The following is a 24,174-nucleotide window of genomic DNA, read 5'->3' on the forward strand; positions in this document are numbered from 1 at the left end:
CACGAAAGAGAGGGTAGAACCGATGGGTGTTGCCTTACTCTGATAACATAAAGAGACATCCTAAGCTGTTAGGGTGTCTTTTTTTATAGATAGATAAAAAAGCATTGTGCCGTGTGCCTCTTAAAAAGGTGGTGTACAATGCTTTTGATGTATTTCCCGAAGTCAGAAAAGTCTTACTCAGAGGTCTTTCTCTCCGAGAGGCTCAGAAGTACTTCTTATTTCGCACGGTGCGTCCAAAGAGGTATGCTATAAGATATCATAGGCATGAAGGAGTGGAAAGTTCTCCTCCCCTTTTTTCCATTGCTTTGCGTTACACCCCAGAACCCATTTATTTGGTACGAAAGACCTACTTCTAAAGTCGATCCTCCCAGTTTGAAAGCGAGATGTGTACCCAAGTCGATGGCTACTCCATGGTTCATCTCTCCCTTGCCGAGGTTGCCTACCAGTCTTTGATTGGCATATCCGAAGCCCTCGTCTAATACCCAAAAGAGGTTTTTAGTGATGGGGCGATACTGACTTGTTTTGAGAAGTATGCGGTGCGTGTTAAGCATCCATTGATTTTCTCCACCCGTAGGGATGGGGCTGGCAGCATAGTTGATTTCCTGCATAGAGTAGCTCACCCCGAAACGGTTGTATTGCGTACCGTACATTAGAGAAAGTGTACCCTCTTCCAACGCTCTCTTGTCCAGTAATAATTCGGAAGAACGGGTTATTTCGCTACGCATACTGCTCTCCGTAACGAGTTTGGTCATACCTATCCGACCATGGAGAGAGAGGAAACGTGTCTCTTTTTTAGTCTCTTGTGCATAGAGGGTACTGCCCAATATAAGAAGGGCAAAGGATAGAAAGAATAGGAGCTTCTTCATAGAATCTTGTTTTTTTGAAGTTTTTTACGTGGTAAATATATATAAAAAACTAATTCGTCTGTTTTTTCTATCGTTACAACAAGAAGATTTTTAGAGAAAACAGGCTATAAGTCTACTCTGTACGCTATTTCCCCTTGTATTCATAGTGTGATTGGGGGGGTATATCTCTATGAGGCTTTTTATATAAAAATAGATGTAACGTGTCTTTAGGTGTAAATTGTGAAATAAATTTCTATCTTTGACATGATGAGAGAATAATAGAGGGGATATTCGTGTAGGCTCCCTTGGGGAGGTGGGCTTCTCTCTCGATTTTAATACTCCAAAAAGAGTTAAACGATGGGTTTGTGCTATCCTCTCTCCGCATAAAAAGCGACTTTTTTACCTCTTATATATACTTTTATAGATAGTGCCTATAAATCTATAAATACATACAATTAAGAAACGCAACGAGAGCTAATACCTTTGTCGCAAATAAAAAAGAAAATTAGCTATGAAGGCAACTATCCTGTACAGCAGTCGTCGTGGAAAAACGGCACAATACGCTCGAGAGATTGCGATGCACCTCTGGAGTCAAGGGCTCAGTGTGAGCCTCTGTTCGACGGCCGACTTTACGCCCGAAAAGATGAACGACTGCGAACTCTTGGTGCTGGGCTGCTGGACCAGTGGATGGTTCGTTGTCCATCAACATCCCAATCGTCGTTGGGTACAGTTCGCACAGCAGCAACTTACAACTCCCCTGCCTAAGCATCTTTTGCTCTTTACGACCTACAAGTTTCGCACAGGGTCGATGTTCAAAAACATGAAGCATCACTTGCCTTTGGGTGGCGTAGAGGCGGTACACACCCTAAAGTCCAAAACGGGAGCGCTTACCGAAGAGCAAAAAAGTAGCCTGAATTGTATAGCGCAGCAGGTACGTGGTCAGCAAAAGGCTACATAAACTCAAAAGAAAAGCAAGAAATAAATAATAAAAAGATTATGGACGAAATCAAAAAATTGACTACCGCAGCGGGTGCTCCCGTTGGAGACAATCAGAACGTTGCGACAGCGGGTAAACGTGGCCCTATGTTGCTGCAAGATGTATGGTACATTGAAAAAATGTCGCACTTCAATCGTGAGGTAATCCCCGAGCGTCGTATGCACGCTAAGGGCAGTGGAGCGTACGGAAAGTTTACCGTAACGCACGACATTACCCAATATACCAAGGCGGCTATTTTCAGCCAAATCGGTAAGGAAACAGAGGTGTTTGCTCGCTTTTCTACTGTAGCGGGTGAGCGTGGTGCTGCTGACCATGAGCGAGATATTCGTGGCTTTGCGGTTAAGTTCTACACCGAAGAGGGCAACTGGGACTTGGTAGGTAACAATACACCTGTGTTCTTTCTGCGCGACCCTCTTAAGTTCCCCGATTTGAACCACGTGGTAAAGCGCGATCCCCGTACGAACATGCGAAGCGCACACAACAACTGGGACTTCTGGACGCTCCTCCCTGAGGCACTCCACCAAGTAACCATCACGATGAGTGATAGAGGTATTCCTTACTCTTACCGTCATATGCATGGTTATGGTAGCCATACATTCTCATTCATCAATGCAGAGGGGGTGCGCCACTGGGTTAAGTTTCACTTCCACACGCATCAGGGTATTAAGAATGTAACCGATGCAGAAGCAGAGGCAATCATCGGTAAGGATCGTGAGAGTCATCAGCGCGATTTGTATGAAGCTATTGAGCGGGGAGATTTCCCTCGTTGGACTATGAAGGTGCAAATTATGACCGAGCAACAGGCTAAGGAGATGCCTTACAATCCTTTCGATCTCACGAAGGTATGGTCTCAAAAGGAGTTCCCTCTTATCGAAGTGGGTGTCTTGGAGCTCAATCGTAATCCTGAAAACTACTTTGCAGAGGTAGAGCAATCAGCTTTTAACCCTGCCGATGTAGTACCTGGTATCAGTTTCTCGCCCGACCGTATGCTACAGGGGCGTCTCTTTGCCTATGGCGATGCGCACCGCTACCGCTTGGGAGTGAACCATCACCAGATACCTGTTAATAAGAGCCGTTGTCCCTTCCTCAATATGTACCATAGAGATGGGGCGATGCGTGTAGATGGTAACTACGGCTCTCGTTTGGGCTACGAACCCAATAGCTACGGACACTGGGCCGATCAGAACGAATACAAAGAACCGATGCTCGAGCTTGACGGGGCGGCGTATCAGTGGGATTTCAGAGAGGACGACTGCGACTACTACTCTCAGCCTCGTGCCCTCTTTAGATTGATGAGCCCTGAACAGCAACAAGTACTTTTTGAAAATACGGCCCGTGCTATGGGAGATATTCCTAAGCATATCAAAATAAGGCACATTGTCAACTGCTACCGTGCCGACGAAGAGTACGGAAAAGGGGTTGCTAAGGCCTTGGGCATCAGTATGGACGAAGTAGAGCTGTAAAAGCTCTTGCATTGAGAGACTCAAAGAGGGACCCGACCCTTCCGAGGCTCGAAGCTGGGGGAAAGCTCTTTCGGCAATGTGTCTCTATCAAATTCTTTTCGGTCAAAAAGGTCGGATGTGTTCCCATAGGCCTTCTCTTTTGGCAAGAAAAAGTTTGTTGAAACAGACCTTAGGGAGTCTGTACAACCCTCTTGGATATGTGATAAGATTTGTGATTTAGTTTCTTTTTTAGAGTCTGTCCTCTTTTCTTTCTCCCATAAAGGAAGAATGGGCAGGCTCTCTTTTATTTGTCGGAGGAGGTTTCTGGGGCTTCTGATGGAGGTTCTCCCAAAAAGGGATATATTCCAACGCACAAAACCACTCGTGCAAACTTCACTTTCCTCCCGAGTAAACTTTACTCCTCTCGGGTATAAACTTTCATTAGCACCTGTGCAAACTATCAATGGAAATAATTTGTGATATATTTTTGTGTTAAAAGTAAGTCGTAAGAGGGGGTGTTTGAAAATAAGTGATAGGAGAGGGTATGAAACTGAAAATTCCGCCAGTGGTTGTATGCGCACTCTTTGCCGTGTTGATGTGGGGTGTTGCATGGAACTTTTCGCTGCTACATTTTCGTTCACTTTACGTGGCAGGCATCTCAATTCTTCTCGGGGGAGGTGTAGCCCTTGCGGGCGTAGTTGCCTTTCGGAAAGCACAAACTACTGTCCACCCGCAGAAGTTCGATGGCTGCAAAGCTCTTGTAGACTCGGGAATCTATGCTCTAAGTCGCAACCCGATGTATTTGGGTATGGCAATAATCCTCTTCGGTTGGGCTTTTTGGTTGGGCGAGATGCTCGCTTTACTCGGTGTAGTCGGCTTCGTGCTATATATGAACTACTTTCAAATCTGCCCCGAAGAGCAGATGCTCAAGGCTAAGTTTGGGGCAACTTTCGAGAAGTACTGTCAGAAAACTCGCAGATGGCTCTAATCAGAATAGAGCCTTTCTTTTGAAAAATCCAAAAGAAAGGTGGAGAGATTCTTCTCAAGCCCATATCTTTCCATACAATGAAATGTACCTCTTTTTGCTTTTTCTCTATAACTTTGTTGTTGTGAGGAGGGTTTTAGTTTTATGTTAGCCCAGATAGTAGATGTATCTCAATGGACGGAACAGCAAATTCAGGCCGAGGGGACACGAGATAAGAACGTGTTGATAAGTCCTGAGGATGGGAAGACGTATTACTTTAAGAAGTCGCTCAATAAAATGGGAAAGAGTTATCCCTTTGAGTTTTGGTCAGAGATTGTAGCAAGCAAAATTGGCAAAGCTTTGGGATTTTCTGTGGCGGACTATAATTTAGGTATTATCACTTCCGAGGGTAAGGTGCAAACAGTAGGAGCTTTGGTCGAGTCTGTTCATGCTTTGGATGAAGAGCTGGTCTCTGGGTATAGTCTAATTGTACAGTATTACCCACTATTTAGCCATACTTATAAGGAGGAGCATCGTTTAGAACTGATTCTCAGAACCCTCAAATCTCACGGCTTAGAGAAGGAGTCGAAGCGGGTGTTTGAGTGTATGCTTTTTGATGCCATTATCGGTAATACAGACCGACACTCAGAAAACTGGGCTTTTATCATTACAGATAGTTTCTCCAGATTTCTAAAAAACTTGGAAGAGGCTTCTGAGGGTGAAAACGCAAAGTCTGGAGAGCAGGAAAAACCATTTTGGGATAAGATTGATTGGGTGATAAAGAAACTTATTTCTGCGTTGATGCGTTTCTCTCCTTTATACGACAATGGAAGCTCCTTGGGTAGAGAGATTGTAGAAGATAAAATTGTGCGTATGGTGCACGATTCGGAGGCAATGGAAAAATATATCCTTTCTGGAAAGCCTGATATTAGAGTAGTGGAAAAGAAGATATCCTTTCTTGAAACGATAAAATACCTTTTGTCCAACTGTGATTATGAGAAACCTATGAGAGAGGTAATACAAAAGATGAGAAAGGCTTATCACAGAGATACGATTCGATTTATATTGGACAACGTGGATAGGAAGTGTATCGATAAAGTCCCAGAGCAATATAGATTGAGCAAGGAGCGAAAGGAGTTTATGTATCGGCTCATTACGGAGCGTATAGAGCGTATCATTAAAATGGAGGAAACATTATGTGCCATATAGTAGACCCAGCTTGGGTAAAAGATTGTCCCTTTAGAACCATTCTGGTGAGTTGGCGGGCTGGATTAGGCCAATGTCGACATATTGTCGGAGAGATTACTTTAGACGAAGAGAGAGGGGCTCTATTCTCTTACCGAGCAGGTGTCTCGGAAATCAAAAAGGAGGGGTTTATGGGTTTTCACGGACTTCCTTTAGAGAACCCGATTGATCAGAAGACCGCTTTTGATTTATTTCTTAGACGAATTATCAATACAGAACGAGAAGACGCCGAGCATAAACTCGCTTTTTGGGGCATAAAGCCCGAGCTAATGCCCAATAAGTTGTACCTTTTGGGGGCAACTCAAGGGCGCAGTGCTAACGATGAATTTGAGTTTTTGCCTGTCTTACAGCAGATGTCTATTCCTTATACATTTGTTACGGATATTGCAGGTATAAGCTATTCCCAGATAGATCTCAAACAGTTGTCTGTCGGGGAGAGAGTTATTTGTGAGGCAGAACCCGATAACCAGTACGATGAGATGGCTGTTTGCGTGATGACTCAAGAGCGTAGAAAGATAGGCTACCTAAAGCGGGGAATTAATTGTTTGTTCTCTCAATTGGCTCCCCTCAAGGTTGATATCGTACACATTATAGATACTGAAAATATCAAGCAGGTATTTATTTCCTGTCAGATACCAGCCGCTTCACGCTAAGCATCGAGGGCAACGCATGTTATCTATTTTCCAGAGGCTATCTATTGGATAGTCTCTTTTTGTGAAAAAATGTATAGAGAAGGATAAACCTCCGAATGTTCTTCTTGTCTAAATAAATAAGAGAGGGGGTGAGTATTCTATCTCCATTTTGTTAGAGGTTTATTATTCTTGTTTTTTTGAAAGGCTTTTTGCCACACTTGCGGATAATGCAATACCCCCTCTTCCTCGGAAAGTAGTTGAGGGTGTTTCTTTTGGGGACTTGTATCCTCAGCCACTTTCCTTATTGGGTCTCGTTATGCGAGAGAAAAGTAAAGAGGTTAGCGTAGAAGAATCCTTTTTATGAAAAAGAAGAGAGTATTAGTAACAGGAGCATCGGGTACCGTAGGCTACGAAGTGTTGAAACAGCTTGTGGCGCAGAGTATGTGCTTCGATGTTACGGTTTTTGATATAGAAACACCCAAAAGCAGGCACGCTCTGGAGCCTTTTAGGGATAGAGTGAGGTTGGTTTATGGCGATGTAACGCAGTCCAATCAATTGGTTACGGTATGTCGGGGTGTGGATTACGTGATTCATTTGGCAGCGGTAATCCCGCCTTTGGCTTATGAAAATAGGCAGTTGGCACAGCGTGTTAACGTAGAGGGTACGCGTGACCTCATCAGCAACTTGGAGAGCTATTCGCCCAATGCTTTCTTTGCTTATGGTTCTTCCATCTCTGTTTATGGCGATCGTGTACAGGACCCTTGGATTCGTGTAACAGACCCGTTGAAGCCCTCCGAACGGGACTACTATGCAGTCACCAAGGTGGCGGCCGAGAAGATTGTGCGTGGGAGTAAACTACGTTGGACTATCTTTCGTCTTGCGGCCATTATGGGAGCTCAAAATCACAAGATGGGTTCACTGATGTATCGCATGCCACTTGGCACCCCCATAGAGATAATTTCGCCCGAAGATACAGCGCGTGCCTTTGTCAATGCGCTACAACAGGTTGATTTGCTCGAGGGTAAAATCTTTAATCTCGGTGGAGGAGCAGAGAATAGAATCTTCTTCCGTGACTTGTTGGTCAATAATTTCAGGCTCTTTGGATTGGGTAAATTCAACCTTCCCGCAAAGGCCTTTGCCGAGAAGAACTTTCACTGCGCCTATTATGCCGATGGAGATGAGCTGGAGAGTATCTTGCACTTTCGGCGTGATAACCTTGCTTCCTATTGGAAGCGTGTAGAGGATAGCATCCCCGCATGGCAGTATGTTTTGATGCGTTTGGTTGCTCCACTGGTCAAGAAAGTGTGGCTTTTCAAATCGGAGCCGTGGCAAGCCTACAAAACAGGAAATGTAAAGGAAATAAGGCACTTCTTTAGAGGGGTGTCTTGATAAGAGAGAAGGAACAAAGAGAACCCTAAAAGCTTTTGTGAAGCTCTTGGGGTTCTCTCATTGTGCCCCTCTTGGGGAGACTTTGGGGAAAGTGGCGCACAAACTCTTTAGAGCTGTGCTAATAAGTAAAGCACCACTTTATCTACGCACCGATACTTTAACAGCTTCTTCGCTACCCTCTACGTGTACCAGATAGATACCTTCGTGTAGGTTGAAAACAGCTTGCCCTGCATGGATTGCGCTCTTCTCGATGAGTAGTCCGTTTGTGTCGAATAGATGCACAGATGCCCCTTCTACGCCATAGCTTACTTGTAGTATGCCCTGCGCTACGGTGCATTGAACGCTACGCCCCTTAGCTATTTGTTCATTGCTCACTATCTTTTTGAAGTTTGCCACGATGCGGTAGTTGGTATCCATGGTGATTTGGAGGGTAGGCTCTGTTTGCTCAGATTTCTTACCATTGATTGTCCAAAAGTCAAACGTGTAGTTGTCTTCGGGTTCGGCAGTTATCTCCACTTCAGTTCCCTCTTTCTGTCTTGAAGAGAGCGGTATTCTACCTCCTCCTACGGTAGCGTACACTCCGCCATTGTTGTCGGAAATAGAGATGCTTAGTTGGTAGTAAATAATGTCTCTCTCAAATACAGCTTCGACGAGAGTTTGCTTATTGAGGACCACTTCGAGGGTCGATTCGCCCTGTTTGGGAGTTTCTTTACCATTTACGAGCCAATGCTTGAGGTGGTAATTTGGGGCAGGATGCGCTGTAAAGGTTACAGTTTGATCGGCTTTTTGCAGAGAGCTAGACTCGATTTCATTGCCTCCGATGGTAGCAGATACACGTCCCCACTCGGCATTGTTGGCTTGGAAGCTCACTCTGTGGCGTGTGTAAGCCTCTTCAAAGATGGCTTCTACCGTAGTTTCTTCCTTTATTTCCATCGCATACTCGGCACTTGTTGCCAAAACTTCTTTGTTGTTTATTTTCCACTTCTTAAGTAGATAGACCTCTTCCTTGGGAGTTGCAACGAAACGTATGGTAGTTCCCTCTTCGATGCTTGCTTCTGTGGGGAGCTCTTCTTCACCTCGGTAAGCCTTTACCGTTCCCTCTTCGTACGCGCTTTTATAGGTGAGTTTGTAAAATTCTTTTACGACCTCGCCCATCCTCTTGATATTGCCGAAGTTTTTCCACCAGTTAGCTGCCTTGTAAGCTGTAACGGCTTCGTCGGTAGCGACGTATAGCTCTACTGTGGCGAGCTTAACCTTATCGAAAGTTTTTGCATGCAGGGTAGGAGGTGTTACGTTCAAAGAGGTTACTTTGGTTAAGCTCTTACAGTTGCCCAACGCTTGTATTTTAAGCTCTGTGATGCTGGCGGGGAGGTATATTTCCTTAAGGTCGGCACAATTAAGAAAGCACATGCGTTCAATGGTCTGCAATCTTTCGGGAGCTTTGAAGGCAACTAATCCGCTTTCTGTAAAGGCGTTTTGCTCAATAATAGTTACGCTATTGGGAATATCAATGTTTTTAAGTGCTTTACATTCTTTGAAAGCATCAGAAGATATTTTTATCAATTTGTCGCTTAAGACGATATCTTGGAGACTACGGCTCAGAGCGAAAGCGTTCATTCCTATGGTTGTAACCTCGTTGCCCATAACTACACGAGTTAGTTTAGGCATATCGCTAAGAGCGGCATCGTCGATTAACGTAAGGTTGGAGGGAAGTATTACCTCTGCCAAATTGGGGTGCTTAGAGAAAGCTGTCTTAGGGAGTGCATTGCCCTCGATAGTTGCTTGTTGCATATCGAGCTTTTTAAGCCCTCCCATATTACTTTGTATGAAAGCGATGTCTGTAGGGGTTATTGACCCTATCACGGTGAGACTTTCGCAAGCAGCCAAGTTGGTAATTGTCTTTAGTTGATTTTCAATCTTTCCAGCCTCTTTGACCGTAATCACAGGGTTAACGGGGTCGAGTGGGTCATCTATCGGAGTGGGTTCGGGAGTGCGGTAGCTGATTTTGAGTACAGCTCGTTGCTTAAGTCCTGAACCATTGGAGTACTCTCCATAGCCCTCGGGGGTTGCCACGTTTTTAGAGTCGTCCGCTTTGTAAATAGTCGTAATGGGTTTCCCTGACACGTTCTTGGGATAGCAGTAAAAGTCTATGTAAGTTTGGCTTACTTCTCCCAAGGCTTGATTGGCTTCTGCCTCCATGGTCATGAGCATACTCTTACCCGTATAGAGGAAAGGCTTGTCGAGCTTAATGACGATTTCGAAGTCTTCTGAAAGTTCGTCCATGAAACTTCCTGAAAAGGTCATGGTGGCGCATAGATCTTTCTCTTTGTCTATGTCGTGCCATCTATATTTATTTTCTCCCTCTTTTTTCTTGAATTCGGTTATCTCCGTATTCGTTAGGTAGAGGCGGAGGTTAACGCTGTAATCATCCACATATATCATACCGTCTTGATTATAGACGCGCATCCGGATTTCGGTAATCTCTTTACCTTCAAGACCATTAAGGTCTTCGGTAGTGTAGAGCTGTTGTGAGCGACTATACTTGTAGTCAAAATCAAAAGGAGCTTTTTGACCGATACTTCCTTGGAAATGCTCCGTTGTCGTGTCATAGTCTCCTAAGCTAAAGGTTTGCTGTGCTTGCACCTTTCCTATGGAGAGGAAAGCAATTAGCAAAGCCAGATTACTTAATAGTAACGTAAACTTTTTGTACATAACTTGGTTTTATTTATTTATGAATTGCGTATAAATGTTTGTCTGTTGTGTTGCCCCTCTCTTTGGGCATTGGAGTTAGAATAGAATACCCGCTACGGCTGCCCATCCACTCGGTGCTACCCGTCCCAGCAGGTGTTGAAAGGCTACTCTTGACTCCATACAAATAGCAACACGTGCCGACGGTAGTAGATACTCCCCACGAAGAGAAGCCTCAATATCGGTTCGGTTTATGGTTTGCAGGTGGTGGTTATGGCTTACGATAGTACGTAGTTTTTTAGAAAAGGGATGGTAGAAAGCATCTTCGGGTAGGGCACCAAAATGAAGTTGTTCTTTGAGGCAAAATCGGTGTTGTAAGAGGCCTTCTGCTCTCACTACAAGGTTGGGGATATACTTCGGCCGATGATGATAGTGCACCCTAAGGCGGGGAGAGAGGTGCAGTAGCTCTTCATGCGCTTTAGATACTTTTCGCTTACTGTACAGGGCTTCAACTCTTACGGCTGGAAGGAACTCCCAACGATCTCTTTTTGTAGAGAGGGAGAGAAGTCCTTTCAGATCATTGGCAATGAAGTAACGTTGATAATTGCCCCGTTGTACTGCCACTAAGGGATAGAAGATGCCCTCTTGAAGTCCGTAAACATACTCGTCGCCCCGTCGCCCCTCCAACTCTATACTGTTGCTAATACCCCATGATAGCGGGCAAGGAGTCGAGAGGTAGCTTCCTGTAAGGTTTATATTGTGCGTTTGTAGATAAGCTAAGCGCAGTTCATTGCGCCCTTTGAGCGTGTATTCTATCCCGAGAGAGCGGTAGTAAGCAGTGGCAAAAAAGCCTTGTCGGGCTATGGGAGTGTAATCCAATCCTATACTGTAACCATGGCCGTTGAAAGCTTTTGCCTCTGCATTACCAGCAAAGCGAAGAGAATACTCATCGAAGCCTAAAACATTAAGCACAAATTGTGTTCCCTTGGGATTGAGAAAGCTCATCTGATGCACCTGCTTATAGATGCGTCCGCCTATCTCTAATCCGATTGTATGCGAGTGCCATTTGTATCCGATTCCTGCTTTGAGTAGCAGGTCGCCCACGCTGTTAAGGACACGAGGGTCTCTGTCTCTGCTCTTTTGGTAAGCACTGTATGCTCCCTCTACGCCCCATCGCCATAGAGGTGAGAAGGAGTGGCTATACCCTCCGCTAAAGGCATATTGTTCACTATGTAGAAAGCCTCCGATGGTGTCGGCAGAAGTATAGGGAGCAGTAAGCGAGTAGTCTGCACTTTCGCGTCCTGCTACTCTTTCGGCTCGAGACGTGGTGTAGGAGGCATTGCCCCACACGGAGGTAGCACTGTCCAGATGATAGAGAGAGCGGTACTGTATCGAGAAAGGGGTTTGTCGTGTGCCCTCGGAGAGGCTCTCTCTTCCCTTATTGTCTCGAGAAGAGAGAGCTATAATAGTTTGAGAAAGCGAACTATCGTATTGCAAGGGGTGCAGTAAAGCTGTCGAGTAGTGTGGGGCTATCCATAGATGTGTTGCCCGTTGCCGTTCCTCGATAGCCCTTGCCAGAGTATCTCGTTGGGGCATAGCAGGAGTACTCTGTGCCTTAGCCACTGAGCATAGTACCTCTGCTCCCCCCAAGAGGAGAAGTAGAAGCCCCCATATAGTACGAAATATAGTTCGCCTACTCATCGTACTTGCAATCAGTTAAGCAGCGAGGGTTTCGCTTGAGGCGTGAAGTCGTTGGTCGAGTTGTTGGTGTCTAGCATCTGTACGATACCTTTTTGGGTCTCTCCTATTTTGCGAACTACGGCTTTGCCATAACGCTCGGGATCCATGTTTATGGTAGAAACATAAGTAAAACCACGATCGAGAGCGGTGGGCATTACAAGCCATTTGTCCAAAGTCTTGATGCTCATGTTTACGCCATCTATAATCCACTCTGTGGGGATATAATAGGTCTTTTTCTCAATCTCTCTAACTGTTCCGTCGGGCATGTCAAACTTCCAGATATAATCAGCCTCGTAATTGGAGAGGTAGTCCTCTTTAGAGGTCTTCATCTTTGCAATAGCGTAGGAAGAACCTCCTCTGTCGTGAAGACTCCAGATCGTACGTGTGTAGCAGTAGATCTTCTCAAGATTGGGTACGGCAGGGTTATCCACATCTTTTACTCTGGAGTTGGCAGGTGTTTCATCGTACCACTCAAAATCAGCTTTGCTCAGGTCGAGAGAGTTGCTGTTGATACTCTTGTGATTGTTTGCTTGGTCGCAAATGGTTAGGTAACGACCAGGTTGTATTGCAACGTCTTTTCCTGTACCAGGTATCATATAGACTGCTTGCACGGGGAAGCAAGTCTCGGTGAGTTTAGGCTCGATTTTTTGTACCAAGATAGTGTTGAAAGAGGACTCCAAGATCAGTAGGCTATCGGCATATACCACTTTGTCGGAGTTGTTGTAGATGCGAAAGTATTGATCGCCTATGTACTTATCTCCATTGGGGGTTAGCGTACCCGAGGGGAAGATTTCGGAGATGACAAGAGAGCGAATATCCCCCTCCTCAACTACGGGAACTTCTGCAAAAACGAGTTCAAGGCTTATCTGGCTTGTGGCAGTGTTTATAGTAACATTCTTACTACTTCCCACTACAGGCGTAGTAACCTCTTGACCATTGGCTGTGTACTTTGCCTTCCCTTTTGCATCGATGTTGTAGAGCCCAAAGGGCACTTCTGCCTGAGAGGTGCCTTGAGGGAAGTTAAATTGGAGCTTCTGTCCCGTATTAACTTCGTTGAAGGTGAGCTGAGAATCCTCTAACGTATAGGACTTTTCAAACGATTGCAGGGTTACAGATACGGTAACCTTAGACTTTTGCAGAGGTGCCTCTTTATGACAAGAGCTTATCGCCAAGAGGCCGACAGCTGCGAGTAGAAATAAAATTTGCTTTTTCATTTGTTTAATGGGATTAATTGTTGATACTTAAAGAAAGATTATAGATGTACGTGGAGCTCCATGCCGAAATAGGGGGTCGAGGCTCTGCGTACGGTACGTCCCGATCTCTCGTAAAGAGGCTCTATCGAAATCAATCTATTGACAAAAAGGGCTACACCGAGCTTGCGAGAGAAGAATTGCTTGGTTGCCTTGAAGTTTACAAATCCAGCAAAGGGGATATGTGTAGTGGTAGGGGTGCTGCTGCCCGAACGAACCAACTGCTTGAGCATAGCATCGTTCATAGAGGCTTCGGTGAAAGGATGCTCCACACCCTGCTTATCGATGTATTTCTCGGGGATACGGGCTTGAGGCTGTACGGTGTGTCGGCTAAAGAACATACTCTCCAACGTAGTAGCAAAGAGCAGGTCGAGACGAGGAATATAGGTATCGATCATTAGCGAAGCTGTCAAGCGCGAGCTGGTATAGCCTGTATCGTTCTTGTACACCCCGAAGAGCGGTAGGCTCTCCCCATCGAATATGATGTTGGGTCTGTCTATATAGGAGATGCTATTTTCATAAAGCGTTACGAACCAAGCTCCATTGCAGGTGAAACGGGTATTCCAAGCGGCTATGCGAGGGGTGGAAAATTGCCATTCGATACCTCTTTTTAGGGTGCGACTTCCATTGTCTGTTACGCCATATAGTGCCATCGTAGTGTCTTGTACAAAGGGAATAGTACCGATGTCGGGAGCTCCTACCAGTGTGTTGGGGTCTATACCCGAGGCATCGTATTTGCGATAGGGAAAAGAGGCTATACGAGGCATCTGTCGGTAGCCGTTTTTTATATCCTCTCTAAAGGCGGTAACGGAGAGTTGATACCCTGTCATGGCGGCATCGAGCCGTACTTCGGTCTTTAGGTTGCGGGGAGCTGTTAGCCGATAGTTGGCAAGGTCTAAGGCATAGGTGCGGAAGTGTACGCGCCTTTGGCTCTCTTGGGCTGTATAATAGTTAAGCTCTACCACGTCGTAATAGTCGGGCGCAGGATAGAGATAGGCCGATGAGGGGAGCAGGGAGAGTAGACCTGCTCCGAGGTTGAGACCAAGGGTCAGGGGATGCTCTGTGGAGAGAAAACTCTGTTCGTAGCGTAGGTTAAACCGTGGGTCTATGTGGGGGTACCATGCTATGCTATAGGCTTTAGGTGCTGCCATGGTCTGTAAACGCACCCCTGCTAAGCACTCTATTGAGGCTCTCTGTCCTATCTTCCAGTGCCCCCTATCCTCTAAAAATAGGGCTACTTTATGCTCTGCGGGAATGGTGTGGTGTGGGCGTAGACGAGTGGGAAGCCCCAAATCTATCGGGCGAGATACATCGTAAGAGGCTCCTGCTCCGAAGTTTTTGCTAAAAGTGTATTCGCCCCCCACTGTAACTCTATTGCCCCACCATGGGCGGAAGCGAACTATCGGCTTGAGAAAAGCGGTTACGGGACGCCCCTCTACCGATATCGTGGCAAGGTAACTATTGGGTGCAAAGAAAGCATCACTCTCGCCCTCAGTTACTGTAGTAAGCGGATTGATGCGCACGGTCGAGACAAAACGCTGCTCATGTACATCATCTCTCTGTGCCGAAAGACTGTACTGAAGGTCAAATTGCTCTACGAAAGTCTTGCTTTGGTGCGCTTTGAGCGATAGCCCTCCCGATAGAGAGAAGCGGTTGTTACTGCTAAAGAATTTGTCTTGCAGGTTTTTCTGTTGCTCGGGATCTACCTTTTCGTTGTCGAAGGTACCTCCATAGTCTAAGCTTTGCCTCCACCGCCCGCTATATTGGGGTGTGGTAAAGTCGTGTAGATAGCGCGCCGAAAAAGAGAGTCGGCGGAAGTTTTCAAAGCTGTTGATAGGCGATATTTTACTGTCGAGATAGTCTGCCGAGAGGTTGAGTACACTCTTTTTTTCGCGCCAACTAAAGCCCGAACCCAAGTAGATAAGTTTGCTCTTGGGGTCGGCTTTAACGCGTGCCATGGGAGGCACTGCTTGCATTTTACGTTTGATGCGTATCAAACCCGATACCAGATTGCCATGCTCTACAGAGGGCACTCCTCGAAGCACTTCGACCTCTTCGATGTCGTCCGTGGATATACTGCGCATATCTACGCCACCGCCCATATTAAGTACCCCACCCGAACGGCGTTGATTGTCGGTAGACCACACATTGTTGGAGTAGCTCTGCATATTGGCATCGGTGTTGATCGGTACGCCATCGATTTCAAAGGCAGTACCCACCGAGGAGGTTCTATAGTTCTCCGACGAGGGAGGAGTTGCCTCTCGCAATCGTATGGTATTGCGCTCTGCCAGATAGGGCGAGGAGGTCATTCCCCCAGGTAGGAGGGCAAGTAAATCAGAGAAAGTAGAGGGCTGTAGTAAGTTGATAGATTGACGACCTATGATACCTGCTGTAACTGGTTTTTGAGACTCACGAGCTGTTACCACTACTTCGCTCAACTCAGTATTGGAGTGTAGCTCAATGGTGAGTTGCAGGTCTTGCTCCAACGTAAGTTTACGTCGATACTCTTTGTACCCTATATGGCGCACTCTTAATAGACCTGTTGTAGCCGTAGCAATGCCTTTGAGGAGTACTACTCCCTGCTCATTGGCACTCGCTCCTAACCGACGTTTCTCTACTTCAAAGATGACGGAGGCACCAGGTAGAAATTCCTTGGTCGATGCATCGTGCACTGTAACCTTTAGGCTACACTGCCGAGAGCCTTGCGCCCAAGAGGGTAGAGCAACCGCCGAGAGGAGTATACAAAAAAGAACTTTATACCTTATGGAATAGGAACTATGCAAAATACTTTTCGCCATGGAAGCCTATGGGCAATACGCGCCGCAAAATTACCCACTTTGTCAGAGCCTAAATGAAAAAATATGCACCCAAATGTAGGTATCGATAAGCCTTAATATCCCCCTAATAATAGTTATTAGAGTCTGTTGCATTCTCCTATCTGTTGGGCGTAGTAGAGCTTTGAAGAGAGGGTTACACCCTGTTTTTCTCTACCAGAGGCATGGAGCCAAGAAGCGTTTGGAGCGAGGAAAGAGCAAAGCCCCTTTGCTGGGCTAAGTCGAGCAACTGCTCTGTAAGATAGAGCATCTCTGTACGAGCTTTGAGGCTATGCTCCAAGACAAACGTTTCTGCCCACCGTGAGGCAAAGATATTGTTCAGGAGGTCGCACATCAAGCCTTTGGGTATAAAGCGCAAAGCGGCTACTCTTCTGGGTGTAATGTCGATGCCTGCACGCTTGAGAAACGAGAGATTTTCTCGAATGCTTTTGCCTGTTAGGAGTAGTGCCTTACGATTATTCGCCAGCGAGTAATTGTTCCCGCCGTCGTAGTAAAGGGCGCAAGCGAGCGGGCATACAAGTGCCAAATGTGTTTTTTGCCAAGCATCCATGTTGCGCTGTATGGTTGTACAGAATCCAGCCTCTCGTAGCAGTCTCTGCAAGGTGTACAGTCTCGGGCTTAGAGTGCCGTCGATTTCGCCCAATACGGTCGGTTGTACCTGCTGTTGTACTATGCCATACTGCACAATGCCCTCTTTGATGCTTCCTCCAGCTCCAGGAAAAGCGGGCAGCACTCGCCCCTTGCCTAATGCTTGCTCCCAAGCCGTGTAGCCGTGGGCGTTATTGATCATAAAAACAAACGTGGGCGAAGCGTTCGCAGCGAGTTGGGGTAACGCCTCTGCGACCTGCTCGGCACGGAGGGTAACGAAGATATAATCGTAAACATCGTCGGGGGTAAGTACTTCGATAAGGTGTACCGAGGGGTGGAGTACCTCATGGGTAGCCCCCTCTTTACAAGATACTTTTTGCAGCGCAAGCCCTTGTTCCCGAAGTTCGCTCAGACGCTTTCCCCGAGCCAGTAGGGTAACATCTGCGCCGCTCTCGGCGAGTAACCCTCCATAGATGGAGCCGATAACGCCTGCCCCGAATACCAAAATGCGCTTACGCTCCATAGTTTATTGAGGGGTATGCCCTCTCCTCTCGCTTGCATGTTATCAGAGCTATGAAGTAGAATATCACGAAGATAAGGCTAAGCCAACCGCCCCAAGTGATGACAGGTATAGGATCGGGAAGGAATTTCCACAGTTCGCCCAGTCCTGTGGTAATAAGGGGCGTGAAGAAAATGCTCCAGCGGGGAAAAGAGGTCTTCCCCGTCAGTATGAGGACAACGTAGAGCAACCAGCCCAAACCCGTCACTACTAAGAATGTATCGCCCAAGTAAGAAGCATATTTCAAAAGCTCTTCGACAAGCTCGGGATGCCCTGCTTTGGAGACAATGCCAAAGGCGGGGAACATCGTATGAAAGGAGCACCCGAAGAGCATCCCAAGGGTAAAGAGAACAAAGCTCCATTTACCCCACTTTTTCGCCTCGGGTTTTACGCGCAGATAGAGGTGATAAAACCCGAGTAGGTAGAGAGCCGTAGCCATGGGGCCGATAGTTCCTCCGATGAAAAAGCGCGTTGTAGGAATACTTCCCATAGAGGGTAGTATCTCTCGTTCAATATCTATAAAGTGTTGGGTAGAGAAGTAGAGCAATATATCGCCTATGTACATTAGCAAGCCCCCCAATAGTCCCGCCCAAGCTGTCCAGTAGTAGAGTTTTCTGTTCATAATGTAGTAAGATGGTTTGTGGGCAAAAGTAAAGATTATGAAAGAGTAGTAAAATCCCTATAAGTATGTATTTTAGTCACTTGTCTGCTAAAGGTGTGTTTTTTGTACCTATTGTTATCTATATTTTGCTTCGTGCGTTAGGATCTTTGCAATAAATCTTTAATTTTGCAACCCATAAATGGGTTATATAATTGCATTTAAAATGAAGCTTACATGGTTTAAAAATTTCTTGGGGCTGGGTATAGTCCTATGTCTCGCTACACTTCCAGGACAAGCACAGTTGGGTTCTTTGGGGCAGAAACTGAAGAAGGAAGTCAAAAAGGCAGCAAAAGAGGTAACAGAAGAGGTTAAGAAGAGTTGGGAGGAGGAGTTGGAGCAGAAGCAAACCCCTACTCGAGAGGAGAAAAAAGCTATAGAACAGAAGGCTGCCGAGAGTCCTGTTCAGAGCTACGATAAATCTCAAAAGCCCAATATGCCTCAGCCCGAAGAGCAGGATTATCTCTCTATTATGAAGAACGTACAGATAGCCGAGCAGACAGACGATAGTTTCTATGCCGAGGCGAAGCAGAGAGACAACGGTGTTTTCAATGAGAATTTAGATCTTCGCGCTCGCTTTGAGTCTTTTGCCTACTACTTGTTGAAGTTGAAAAAAGCCGTGGAAAACCGAGATATTGAGTATATGGCTTGGCCCGAAGATAATAAGGTAATGATGTATTACTTCTCAATTTTCGGTAATCCCAAGAATGAAGGAAAGGGCGGTTTTTCTTGGAGGGGCTGGTCTTCGGAGTATCAAAGGGTAACAAGTGCCGTGGAGAAAATCATGCTCTCCCCTTTCAAGGGGAAATGGAATGGGAGTACTGTCAGCTTGAAAGATCTCCTTCTTAAAATCGATAATCACCTCAACAAGATCGAGAGCCAGAACCAGAAGAAATATTATCTCCTCACATCGGTGGTAAAACTATCCGAGGGGTTAAGCGATGATAGGCTCTCAGACAATGACCCTCAGATACAAACGCTCGTGGCTTCGCTTAAAAAGGTGCACGCTTCTATGGGGCAGGAGTATAAGTCTATCTATCCTGCGCCAATGACGCGCCAAGAGATTAATGAGATGGTGCAAAAACGAAAAACAAAACAGCAGGAGGAGATATACGAAGAATACCAAGAGAGACAGAATCGTGTCTATGATATGCCCAGGGTGGGACGCATGAATACGCCTCAGATGATTGCAATATTTGAGAAGATTATGCGTAAGCAATTTTCCAACGAGAAGATCGTGAAGACCATAATCAAAAGTGATGAGTGGACTATCCAAGATCAGGGATCAGACCGTTATAGAGTAGTCTTTGGTTATGTGATTGTCAAGAAGCCCGACGGACGCTATCAAGCTATCCCCTGCTCGATGGCAGGTAAATGGTCGCCTGGTGCAGGCAAGTACGAAGCATATCGCTACCATTCACTCGGTACCCCATTCTATGTGAACTATCGCTAAGAGAGAGTAGCTCGAGACGCGTATAGGGTCTCCGCCTCTTTTTACTGTCCGATAACCCTACTGGCTTCTATGCAGAGAGGGGTTTTCGGGCAGTTTTTTTGTCTTGCTTTGCTCTGTGTAAGCCTCTTTATACCTCTTCTGGCATCTCTCTTTGAAGTTTTTTCCTTCTCTCGGTATCGCCTCTGTTCACACCACATATTGTAGTGAAAGTTAGGATATATGGAAACTCGAGTTTCTATATGTGGAAACAAGAGTTGGCACAGGAGGGCTTGCTTTCTACCAATATCGTTTTATTTTTGTGGCAAGTGAATCGGGCGGAGTGCCCATTGTAATAACAGAAAAATTATGAACCTATTCTCAAAAATACTCTTAGGAGTAACAGCTATGCTCTTGATGAGCTGTACTGCAAGTGAACAAGAACCTCCCTTTGCCGTAGAGGATATTGCCAAAGCACCCGATACAACTATGGTGCAGATGCGGGGCGAATTTTTACCGATAATTGGGCATCAGCCCGTAGTTGGAGAGGTAGCCCCAGACTTTACCGCCGTAATGAGCGATCTCTCGGAGGTTACCCTTGGCAGTCTTAAGGGGAAAAGGGTCGTGCTTAATATCTTCCCCAGCATTGATACGGGTGTTTGTGCCCGAAGTGTACGCGCTTTTAACGAACGAGCCGTTCAGATGGAGAATACGATAGTACTCTGTATCTCGAAGGATCTACCCTTTGCACAGGCTCGTTTCTGCGGAGCGGAGGGTATCGACAAGGTGTGGACGCTCTCAATGTTTCGTAACACAACCTTCGATCTCGACTACGGCGTCGGTATAGCTACTGGACCCTTTCGAGGACTTTTGGCGCGTGCCGTGGTGGTAATCGATGCCGAGGGTAGGGTGATGTATAATGAGTTAGTCGCAGACATTTCGCAAGAACCCAATTACGATGCCGTGATGCAAGCACTCTCTTGACGAGAGGCTTCATGGGAAAGCTCCCAAAGTCGGCAGCCTCTCACGTTATGGTCGCAACCCTGCTTTATGTCCCCTATTTTGGGGCGGTTCGTGTGATGAAAAGCCCTTCTGCTTGGCATCTGGAGTTACTCCCCGAGGGCGTGGAGCTTACCGATGATGGGGGAGCAGGCTTGCTCTGTCTCTTACAAGAGGAAATCCCTGACGAAATGCTCTGGCGGGGTACTCCCTTTCAGTGCAAGGTGTGGCGAGAACTCTGCAAAATACCAATAGGTACAACCGTTAGCTATCTGCAGATAGCCCAGCGTATAGGAAGCCCCCGAGCGGTGCGAGCTGTTGCCAATGCCGTCGGGGCGAACCCTTTCCCCTTAATTATCCCTTGTCATCGGGTTATACGTTCGTCGGGAGGTATTGGGGGGTACTATTATGGAATCTCTCTCAAAGAGGCTTTGCTCCGTTGGGAAGCCGAGCAACAGTGCCAGTAGAGCGACCATCCCGCGCAATATCTCCTCTCCTCAGCTTTAAGAGCGGTGTCGTAAAGATGCTAAAAGCATATCAAGAAGAGCTTTTCTCCCTATTGCGAGCCTTTTCTTCTCTCTTCTTTTGTCAAATCTCCTGTGCAGTAACCCTTGAGTACGAAAAGAGGGAAAGCGCATATAGGCACTTCCCCTCCGTTCATCGAGTATGAAAACAGAAAAATTTGCAAGTGTCGAGACGTTATAGTCTCAGGGTTGTAGGGTTGTTTTATTTACCGCCTTGTCCCTGTCCGATACCTTGTTGCGATTCGGAACCTTTAGCCTTACTTAAGTCATCATTTACAATAGTGCGCTGTACTTTGCGTATCTGGCTCTTCATCTGACCGAAGTTGTAGCTTATTCCTATCCCTCCATTGAACATAAACTGCTTGACGGCAACCTCTCCTCTAAAGCCAGGAGCGGTGGTTGTTACACGGAATGTTTGATAGGGCATAAAGGGGTTATTGACAAAGGCAGAGAGCGTAAGGCGGTTCTTGAAGAGGGCTTTCGAGAGCGACATATTATGCCATGTGCCGTAGACACTGCTATGCCCCAATCGGGGCTCCTGAGCAAAGAACCCTCCATTAAGCCCCACAGTCCACTTCTTGGGGAGGGTAATCGTAGCTCCGAGGTAGGATACTCCCCCGAACCCTTGCTGGCTGTTGGTGTAAGCTTCGCCCTGAGGATTTTTTTGGTTGCGAGCCTCGAAGTAGTAGTGAGTAAGGTTACCATTGGCATAGATACGTAACCATGGCTTGGGGGTATAGTTGATGAAGACGTTTCCACCCATATTTCGAGAGGTGCCGTAGTTGCCCCAAGAGGCGTGTACTATGGTCGGATTCTCCTTGTCGAGGTACATAATCTGGGTAATATTATCGTTGGAGTAACCTCCTTGTAGTGATGCCATGAGCGTAAACTTCTGACTGTAATAGTTGTACGACAGGTTGAGGTGGTGCATCTTAGAGTTGTTGATGTCGGGATTCCCCTCACTTATCAGTGTGGGTGATTGTTGCGTGCGATAGGGATTGAGTTGTCTGATGTTGGGGCGAGCTACACGATAATTGTACGAGAGCTTGAGTTGCTGCATATTGCTCAGCTGGTAAGAGAGCGTTACTTGGGGTACAAGGTCGAGGAAAGTGCGAGAGAAGTTTGCTCCCTCCAAGTCATCGAAGCGTACATTATAAATGCCGTACTCGCCTCGCACACCTGCTATGAGGGTAAAGTCTGTAAGTTTGGCGGTATAGTTGGCGTAAATGCCATATATGTCTTGTTGATACTTCATGGGAGCCGAAGCAATGCCCACGTGTTGCCCGAAGAGACTTCCCTTCTCCCAAGTTTGCTGGATAGGATTGAACAGTTCGTACGTTGAGTGGCTACTACCGCGGCGGAAGATAGTCTTAGCTCCTACGTCGATAAGGTGTACCGTCCCAAAGGGGCGAGTATAGTCTATCTGCACGGTGTGTTCATTGAGAGCGGCGCGAGAGTGCGACCTCTGCTGAAGGGGCAAGGGGGAAACAATGGCTACTCCTCCACGATGCGTGTAGTTAAGGTCCATATTTTGTTCGCTACCACTGGGGCTGTGCATCAATCGGTAGGAGAGTGTAAGGAGTTCGTTCTCTCTATCGGTGCTATGCTGATAGTCGATATTGGCTTCTATCGAACCCGAATGGCTCTTGTTATGCGTATTGCCCTCGTAGGCATCTTGTAGCACGCCTGTTGTTTGGGTTAGTCTATTTTCGGAGAGTGTTCTGTTTTTTGAGTCGTAAAGGTTAAAGGAAACATCTGCCGAGAGGAGATTTTTCGGATTAAAGTCATAGGTTAAGTTGAGACTTCCATAGTGTCCATGGGCTTTATTGTCGGGCATACGGGAGAGTTCTCTCTGCTTACCATGGGTAAAATCTATGTCGGTATGGGTCTCTGTACTTATTGTAGTACGGTAATCCCAATAGCTGTAGTTGGTGGTTATCCCGAGCTTGCCGATTTTTCCTGTGAAGAAAAGCGAGGGCGAGAGGTAGGGTTGTAGGGGCGAAGCATTGAAAGAGAGCGTACCTGTATACCCCTCTAAAGAGGTAGAATCGGTTACTATGTTGAGTATGGCATTGACCCCCTCGGCGTCGTATTTAACCCCTGGGTCGGTAATGACCTCTACCTTTTTGATGGAGGTGGCGGGGATACTACGCAACACTTCCTTAGGATTGGAACTCATCATGGAGGAGGGTTTACCGTTGAGATATATGCGGAAGTTGGAAGAGCCCTTTACCTGTACATTGCCCTCTCCGTCTACCGTGACCAAAGGTACTTTGCGGAGCATATCTCGCAGGTTTTCACTCTTGCTCATAGGGTCGTCGGTAACGTTGTAAGCAATGCGGTCGGCATCGATACGTACCAAGGGACGAGCAGCTGTAACCGTTACGGTGGAGAGTTCCTCTGTACGGTCTTGCATTCGCACACGCACCATAGCTCCCGATTGTACACGTTCGTAAGAGACTTTTAGAGGATTCATTTTCTTGCCCACAAAAGAGGCTAAGAGGCTATATTCCTCTGCCGAAGGAACCAATACGGCAAAGCGTCCCATGTCGTCCGTTACCTGTTGGAGGGTTTCCAGTTGTTGCGCTCCTCGCATCGGTGTGATAGCTATGGTTGCATAGGGTATGGTTTCATTGGTAACACTATCCATGATAACTCCTTTGAGAGTTATTTCCTGTCGCTGTGCTTTCCCCTGCTCAGGCGTGAAGAGGCCGAGTATTAGGCTGAGGAGCCCTATCATGGCCATGGAGTGGGTTTTACTTCTTTTCATCATGTTCGATACTTTACTTAGGTTAATTGCCTGTATTATGTTTTTGATACGGCAAAGATAGTACATAATTTCACAACTGAAATATCTTGCTATTACAGTATGGCTAAAAGGACTGTAAAAAGGCTTTTTATGGGCAAAGGAATATGTTAAAATAAGCGAGGGGAGAACAGAAAGGAGTAGTGCCTTGCGGGGGAGAAATAGATTTTTTGGGGGGAGGTGGTGTATCAAAAAGAGAGCAATTTAAGCCTGTTTCATACATTGACGTTTGCTCTCTTCCCTTTTCGATGAGAGTGAATAACCCGATTAAACCCTTTTAAAAAGTAGATTTTGTAGGAGCAAAAGTTGCTTTTATTCTGCGTAATTCTCTATTTGCAATCTACGTATATGTATATTTAGATTACGTTTATATATATTCAATTTACGTATATGTGTATTCAATCTTAATATAGAGAATTAGGCATGATAAAAGAGGAAATTTCGCAGGATACAAGCATGAAAAGATTGCTTACAGAGAGAAACGTTCTCCTATCGAAACTCCCGTTTTCTCTTTTTCTCTTTCCAGTACTAAAGATAAGAGACAGCGACTTACTCCCACTTTTTTTGGAAAAGAGGCTACCAGTT

The 24,174-nt window shown here is 46.2% G+C and carries 17 protein-coding genes; 9 read left to right on the plus strand and 8 right to left on the minus strand.

What is annotated here, in order from left to right:
• Positions 1–215 precede the first annotated feature (215 nt).
• On the minus strand, positions 216–866 hold the full coding sequence (locus B5D06_RS02790; RefSeq protein ID WP_078736511.1) for a hypothetical protein: 651 nt from the start codon (positions 864–866) through the stop codon (positions 216–218).
• A 490-nt stretch (positions 867–1,356) separates the two neighbouring features.
• Here B5D06_RS02790 and B5D06_RS02795 point away from each other — a divergent pair, with 490 nt between their 5' ends.
• The 6 genes from B5D06_RS02795 to B5D06_RS02825 all read left to right on the plus strand — a co-directional run bounded on the left by B5D06_RS02795 (position 1,357) and on the right by B5D06_RS02825 (position 7,514).
• Positions 1,357–1,803 (plus strand): flavodoxin family protein, encoded by a 447-nt coding sequence (locus B5D06_RS02795; protein ID WP_078736512.1) that lies wholly within the window; start codon positions 1,357–1,359, stop codon positions 1,801–1,803.
• Positions 1,804–1,841: 38 nt separating this feature from the next.
• Entirely contained in the window at positions 1,842–3,305 is a 1,464-nt protein-coding gene (locus tag B5D06_RS02800; RefSeq protein ID WP_184227876.1) for a catalase, read from the plus strand.
• A 523-nt stretch (positions 3,306–3,828) separates the two neighbouring features.
• The gene (locus tag B5D06_RS02805) at positions 3,829–4,272 is read left to right on the plus strand and encodes a methyltransferase family protein (protein ID WP_078736513.1); all 444 of its coding nucleotides are present in this window, start codon (positions 3,829–3,831) and stop codon (positions 4,270–4,272) included.
• 141 nt (positions 4,273–4,413) lie between these two features.
• Positions 4,414–5,457, plus strand: coding sequence for a HipA domain-containing protein (locus B5D06_RS02810; RefSeq protein WP_078736514.1), 1,044 nt, complete (start codon positions 4,414–4,416; stop codon positions 5,455–5,457).
• Complete coding sequence (locus tag B5D06_RS02815) at positions 5,445–6,146, plus strand: HIRAN domain-containing protein (RefSeq protein WP_078736515.1); 702 nt, start codon at positions 5,445–5,447, stop codon at positions 6,144–6,146. The genes B5D06_RS02810 and B5D06_RS02815 overlap by 13 nt, the downstream gene beginning before the upstream one ends.
• Before the next feature lie 339 nt (positions 6,147–6,485).
• Entirely contained in the window at positions 6,486–7,514 is a 1,029-nt protein-coding gene (locus B5D06_RS02825; protein ID WP_078736517.1) for an NAD-dependent epimerase/dehydratase family protein, read from the plus strand.
• Between the two features lie 138 nt (positions 7,515–7,652).
• Here the strand turns inward: B5D06_RS02825 and B5D06_RS02830 are convergent, their stop codons facing one another.
• The 6 genes from B5D06_RS02830 to B5D06_RS02855 form a co-directional block, all read right to left on the minus strand.
• Positions 7,653–10,226: a leucine-rich repeat protein gene (locus tag B5D06_RS02830; RefSeq protein ID WP_078736518.1), complete on the minus strand. Its 2,574-nt coding sequence runs from the start codon at positions 10,224–10,226 to the stop codon at positions 7,653–7,655.
• A 75-nt stretch (positions 10,227–10,301) separates the two neighbouring features.
• Positions 10,302–11,903 carry a DUF6850 family outer membrane beta-barrel protein gene (locus tag B5D06_RS02835; protein WP_078736519.1) on the minus strand — a complete coding sequence of 534 codons (1,602 nt, stop codon included), beginning with the start codon at positions 11,901–11,903 and terminating at the stop codon, positions 10,302–10,304.
• 11 nt (positions 11,904–11,914) lie between these two features.
• The gene (locus tag B5D06_RS02840) at positions 11,915–13,156 is read right to left on the minus strand and encodes a DUF4876 domain-containing protein (RefSeq protein ID WP_078736520.1); all 1,242 of its coding nucleotides are present in this window, start codon (positions 13,154–13,156) and stop codon (positions 11,915–11,917) included.
• A 38-nt stretch (positions 13,157–13,194) separates the two neighbouring features.
• The gene (locus B5D06_RS02845; protein WP_078736521.1) at positions 13,195–15,990 is read right to left on the minus strand and encodes a TonB-dependent receptor; all 2,796 of its coding nucleotides are present in this window, start codon (positions 15,988–15,990) and stop codon (positions 13,195–13,197) included.
• Between the two features lie 172 nt (positions 15,991–16,162).
• A complete protein-coding gene (locus B5D06_RS02850; RefSeq protein ID WP_078736522.1) occupies positions 16,163–17,137 on the minus strand; it encodes a ketopantoate reductase family protein in 975 nt (324 codons plus the stop codon).
• Positions 17,127–17,795, minus strand: a complete 669-nt coding sequence (locus B5D06_RS02855) for a DUF6796 family protein (RefSeq protein ID WP_078736523.1) — start codon at positions 17,793–17,795, stop codon at positions 17,127–17,129. Before B5D06_RS02855 ends, B5D06_RS02850 begins: the two co-directional genes overlap by 11 nt.
• A 202-nt stretch (positions 17,796–17,997) precedes the next feature.
• On the opposite strand from B5D06_RS02855, the gene B5D06_RS02860 reads away from it, so the two are divergent.
• The 3 genes from B5D06_RS02860 to B5D06_RS02870 all read left to right on the plus strand — a co-directional run bounded on the left by B5D06_RS02860 (position 17,998) and on the right by B5D06_RS02870 (position 20,726).
• A complete protein-coding gene (locus tag B5D06_RS02860; protein ID WP_143742593.1) occupies positions 17,998–19,284 on the plus strand; it encodes a hypothetical protein in 1,287 nt (428 codons plus the stop codon).
• Between the two features lie 465 nt (positions 19,285–19,749).
• Positions 19,750–20,244, plus strand: coding sequence for a thiol peroxidase (tpx, locus tag B5D06_RS02865; RefSeq protein WP_078736547.1), 495 nt, complete (start codon positions 19,750–19,752; stop codon positions 20,242–20,244).
• A gap of 11 nt (positions 20,245–20,255) precedes the next feature.
• Positions 20,256–20,726: a methylated-DNA--[protein]-cysteine S-methyltransferase gene (locus tag B5D06_RS02870; protein ID WP_078736525.1), complete on the plus strand. Its 471-nt coding sequence runs from the start codon at positions 20,256–20,258 to the stop codon at positions 20,724–20,726.
• Between the two features lie 259 nt (positions 20,727–20,985).
• On the opposite strand, the gene B5D06_RS02875 is transcribed toward B5D06_RS02870, so the two are convergent.
• Positions 20,986–23,553, minus strand: a complete 2,568-nt coding sequence (locus B5D06_RS02875; RefSeq protein ID WP_159442677.1) for a TonB-dependent receptor — start codon at positions 23,551–23,553, stop codon at positions 20,986–20,988.
• Positions 23,554–24,174: the final 621 nt, after the last annotated feature.

Source organism: Porphyromonas circumdentaria (assembly GCF_900167105.1).
GTDB classification, from domain to species: Bacteria; Bacteroidota; Bacteroidia; order Bacteroidales; family Porphyromonadaceae; genus Porphyromonas; species Porphyromonas circumdentaria.